The following is a 4,622-nucleotide window of genomic DNA, read 5'->3' on the forward strand; positions in this document are numbered from 1 at the left end:
GACGCCGCCGAGACCGGGCGCGTGACCGGGCTGATCGAGGCCCTGATCGCGGGGGAGGTGGATGCGATCGCCTTCACCAGCCAGGCCCAGGTGCGGCGACTGCTGGCGGTCGCCCGGGCCGATGATCGTCACGACATGTTGCGGGCAGCGCTGGAGCGAACCGTCGTCGCCGCGATCGGCCCGGTGGTGGCCGAGGAGCTGTGCACCCACGGTATTTCCCCCGCGGTGGTCCCCGAGGGCCGCTACTTCATGAAGCCGCTGGTCTCGGCGCTCACCCGGCATCTGCGGGGTACCGCGTAAGGAAGTCTGGCCGCAAATTCTGCTCTATCTTATCGTTTCGCACCCGGACGTGACCTGCACGCTCCCGGCGAAACTTGTCGACTTCCCCGGATTAGGTCCACGCATACCTGGAGGTTTCGGGCTGGTGTAGCTGCCGGTATTCGACCGGCGCCAGGTCCCCCAGGCAATAGGCCGCGATCAGACCCAGTGTTGCCCCTCAATTTCCTTCGCAACTAGTGGCTTGGCAGTGATGAAGCCCTGGTACTGGTCGCATTGAAGCTGATGCAGAAGGTCGAGTTCCTCACGCTCTTCGATGCCTTCGGCAATCACTGTCATGTTCATTGTGTGGCCTAGTTGAACCATGGCCTGCAAGAGGCGCGAATCCCCGGTGTGTGACCAATGCTGCAGGAAACTGCGATCGATCTTGAGTTTTCCCGCCTGTATGCGGTGTAGGTAACTGAGCGAACTGTAGCCGGTGCCAAAATCATCCAGAGCCAGGCAAACGCCGAGATTTCTAAGTGCCTTAATGACCACGCTGGCTTGCTCCCAGTCAGACAGAAGCAGTGACTCGGTGATTTCGATTACCACTGACTCGGGAGGCAATTTATGCTCTGCGAGCAACGCCTCAAGGTGCGCTAGAAATGTCGGCTGCTGGATGTCTATGGCGGACAGGTTCACTGACATATACAGCCCAGGTTGACGACTCTGCCAGCAAGCCAGTTGTGCCAGAGCTTGTGCGAGCATTTGGTGGGTCAGCTCCTTTATTAGGTCCTGTTCTTCCATAAGAGAGATGAATGCGCCCGGCCCAAGTACACCCTCGTCCGGATGCTGCCAGCGGGCAAGGGCTTCAAAACCGACAACGGTTGTGTCATCGATGCTCAGTATGGGCTGATAGGCCGGAGTGAATTGTCCGTCACTCAACGCCTGCCTGATACACTGCGCCCGATTGAATCGACGTTTTTCGTCATCAAGCATGGACTCATCAAAAAAACAAACACTTGCGCCAGCGGATTTCTTGGCCCGAAACAGGGCCGTGTCAGCATGATCAAGCAGCTGGGCAGCGCTTTTAATGTTCGTTGAGGCGATGGCAATGCCCATATCCACGGAAACTGCAATGATGCTTCGATCGGCGTCTACCTTGATGGTTTCCAGTGTCTGGATCATCTGCTTGGCGAAACGGCTGACAGAGTCCCGGCTGTCGTGTCCGTGGCTGAGAACTAAAAATTCATCGCCATTTTCCCGGCTCAGCACATCCGTGCTATTCAGACACCGGGATAGTTCCCAGGCCAGCTGTTGCAGGACCCGATCGCCAAAGAAATTCCCATGCACGTTGTTGATGGTGTGAAAGTCTCTGACGTCGAGTTTCATGACGGCAGAAAAGCGATCCTGAGTGGTATGTTGCAGGGCTTTTTCGGCGGCAATCCGGAATCTTGACAAAGTAGGTAAGCTAGTCAGGGGATCGTGATGAGTTGCGGCCTCAGAGGCTGTCAAAGCACCTCCCTGGGCGCGAAGCAGTCGGCCTCTCGAGACTCTGGATTTGACCACCATTAGCAACCTCCAGGGCTCAATGGGCTTGGAGACGAACTCATCGTTCGCCAGCCGGGCACAGGCCAATTGCACATCGGTGTCGGCTGCGGCAGACATAAACAGCAGCGGAATGGTTGCGTGATCCTCGTGCTGGCGAATAATTTTGCCGAGATCGAGACCACTGCAGTCCGGCATGTAGACGTCGATGATGATCAGTTCTGGCTGCTTGTATTCAAGCATCGACAACGCCTGTTTCGCACTGGTGGCGGTGGAGACGTTGTAGCCCGCCTGGGAAAGGAGCGAACCGTACAGATTGAGTAGATCATCGTCATCATCTACCAGCATGATGCGGTATGGTTCACTGGGTGCCAGATCAAGCTCAGAATGGAGCAGGGATATCAGATTGGGTATGTCCAGTGGCTTGCTTAGGAAATGGTTGCCGCCAGCCCGTGCTGCCGCGAGGCGCAGTTCGAAGGAGTCGAACGCGGATACAAAGAAGACCGGCAAGGGTGTGCCGTCAGTTCGGCGCCAGGAAAATACATGGGCTGACCCGGCAAATTGGTCGCCGTAAAAATCCATGTCCACGATCAGTGCTAGCGGTTGATGCCGCGCAATGGCCTGCTCAAGGCCTGTGATATCTTCCAGGCAATGCACCTGATAGCCACGCTCATTCAGAACTTGGCTGACTTGTGCCGAGAAGTCCGGGTCATCATCTACCAACAGGAGGTTGATGCTTTCCGCGGAGGGAGCGAGTGAATTGATGCTGGCAGGCTCGTCGGTTTCGTCGACATCCTCATCCATGCCTGTGCTGCGTTCAATGCAGCTTAGAAGATCTTGCAGTCGTTCGAATATGGTCGCGTTATATTCAGGCGGAGCGCTTTTTATGGCTTGCTCGCAGGCCCATTCTAGCTCGCTCGCCCTTTGTGATAGCTCGGCAAAACCAAAAGCTGCGCCCGAGCCACTGAGACGGTGGGCAATATTTCTGATGAGGTGCAGCGACTCTGGGATGTTCTGTGTTTCTGCCCACGCCTCCTGAAGCTGTGTTTTGTAACCCAGCAGGTTTTTTTTGTAATGGGCAGTGAGGCTGTCCATCTTTTTTTGGTTCTCTGGCTTTTCCATGCGCTAAACCCAGCCCCTTCTCTGAGATCAGGCAAACACTGATCAATGGCTCTGCATCCGCCTCAATGCCCCCCAGTGCGTTATTTGGGGGGCGGTTGGGCCATCAAGGGTCTCTTGGGGCCCTCTGTAACCGTTTGGGGCGGTCACAGGCGCGTTTTACGGCCATAAGGACACACTACCTGAATCGTACCGCCTTTTCCTGAGGCTCTGACCTGAACCGGACCGACGGTTCCGGAGGCTCTGATCCTTGGGAGGATAGATGTCTGGTAATTGTTGGGTAAAGGATGATTCTATACTGCACAAGAAGGTACTCCCGTTTCGTTGCCGGGAGTGGCTGAGTATGGTGTAGGGCGGGCCCACGCAGGATCGAGAGTATGGCGAGTACGATCCATTCGGACGCGTGCACTGCACCCCAGATCCGACGAGCGCTGCGGGAAGTGCCGCCCAGCGTGATCGATCCCGAGCTGGCCCGGGGCTACGGCATTACGCGCATGACCGTGCGCGAGTGGCGCTATGGCCGGGACGTGGAAGTCCGGGCCCAGCGCCCTAAGCGGCCGCATACCACGCGGATACCGGAGCAGGAAGCGCATCGTGGTCCAGGTCCAAGTCCGAGAATGGGCTCTGCGGTCGCTGGCTGACCTGCTGACCTTCCGCGCGTTGCGCCTGCTGCTGCAGGCGGATGTGGTGGTTTATGACCGCCTGGTCTCCTCGGAGGTGGTGAACCTGGCGCGGCGCGAGGCCGAGCGCTTCTATGTCGGCAAGGAGCGCGATCGCCACTGTGTGCCGCAGGAGGAGATCAGCGCGCTGCTCTCCCGACTGGCGCGCGAGGGCAAGCGCGTGGCACGGCTGAAGGGCGGCGACCCGTTCGTGTTCGGCCGGGGCGGCGAGGAGCTGGACGTGCTGGCGCGCGACGGCGTGGCCTACCAGGTCGTCCCCGGCATCACCGCGGCCAGCGGCTGTGCCGCCTATGCGGGCATACCGCTGACCCACCGCGACCATGCCCAGTCGGTGCGGTTCATCACCGGCCATACCCGCGAAGGGCGGCTGGATGTGGACTGGTCGCAGCTGACCAGTACCCGCGAGACCCTGGTGTTCTACATGGGCCGCAAGGGGGTGGGCGAGATCTGCCGGGGGCTGAAGGGTGCCGGCCGCGCCGGGCAGACCCCGGCGGCGATCATCGAGAACGGCACCACCGCCCGCCAGCGCGTGGTCAGCGGCACGCTGGATACGCTGGCCGCGCGTGCCGAGCGCGAGCAGGTGGGTTCGCCCAGCCTGATCGTGATCGGCGAGGTGGCGGCCTGCCACACACTCCTGTCCTGGTTCCAGCCGGATGCCGGGGCCACCACAGTGTTCCCGCAGCCGATGCCGATGTCGGGGGCAGGGTCGCGGGCCGCGGCGGCGAGCGCGGCGTGACGTCCGCATCCGTCCTGACGGAGGCGGCGGCCGGCGCCCTCGCGGGTCGCCGGGTGGCCTTGCCGGAGAGCCGGGCGCTGGAGGTCTTCGCCGGCCTGCTGGAGCGGCGCGGGGCGGAGGTCTGGCGCTGTCCACTGATCGCGATCCACGACAGCCCCGACCGCACGGCGATCGAGACCTGGCTGCACCGGGCGATCGAGGCGCCGTTCGACCGCCTGATTTTTCTGACCGGCGAGGGCTTCACCCGCCTGACCGGCTTTGCGCAGTGCGCCGGACGCGAGGAC

General features: G+C 60.5%; 3 protein-coding genes and 1 pseudogene. 3 read left to right on the forward strand and 1 reads right to left on the reverse strand.

Going from position 1 to position 4,622, the window contains the following annotated elements:
* The coding region (locus tag D000_RS0113245; protein ID WP_018874002.1) for a uroporphyrinogen-III synthase at positions 1–300 on the forward strand (300 nt) is incomplete at its 5' end.
* A gap of 177 nt (positions 301–477) precedes the next feature.
* Here D000_RS0113245 and D000_RS0113250 read toward each other — a convergent pair.
* Positions 478–2,925 (reverse strand): EAL domain-containing protein, encoded by a 2,448-nt coding sequence (locus D000_RS0113250; protein WP_018141846.1) that lies wholly within the window; start codon positions 2,923–2,925, stop codon positions 478–480.
* A gap of 636 nt (positions 2,926–3,561) precedes the next feature.
* Here D000_RS0113250 and cobA point away from each other — a divergent pair.
* Together cobA and D000_RS0113260 are read left to right on the forward strand one after the other, a co-directional pair.
* Positions 3,562–4,338: pseudogene (cobA, locus tag D000_RS0113255) on the forward strand (uroporphyrinogen-III C-methyltransferase); the annotation flags it as partial.
* Positions 4,335–4,622 (forward strand): uroporphyrinogen-III synthase (locus tag D000_RS0113260; protein WP_026280013.1); only part of this gene is annotated, 288 nt, incomplete at its 3' end. The pseudogene cobA and the gene D000_RS0113260, both read left to right, overlap by 4 nt.

Origin of the sequence: Thioalkalivibrio sp. ALJ16, assembly GCF_000377345.1 — a bacterium.
GTDB lineage: Bacteria > Pseudomonadota > Gammaproteobacteria > Ectothiorhodospirales > Ectothiorhodospiraceae > Thioalkalivibrio.

What these genes read in the sequence shown, in the direction of transcription:
- D000_RS0113250 (WP_018141846.1), bottom strand. Translation starts at nt 2,925, where the DNA reads ATGGAAAAGCCAGAGAACCAAAAAAAGATGGACAGCCTCACTGCCCAT.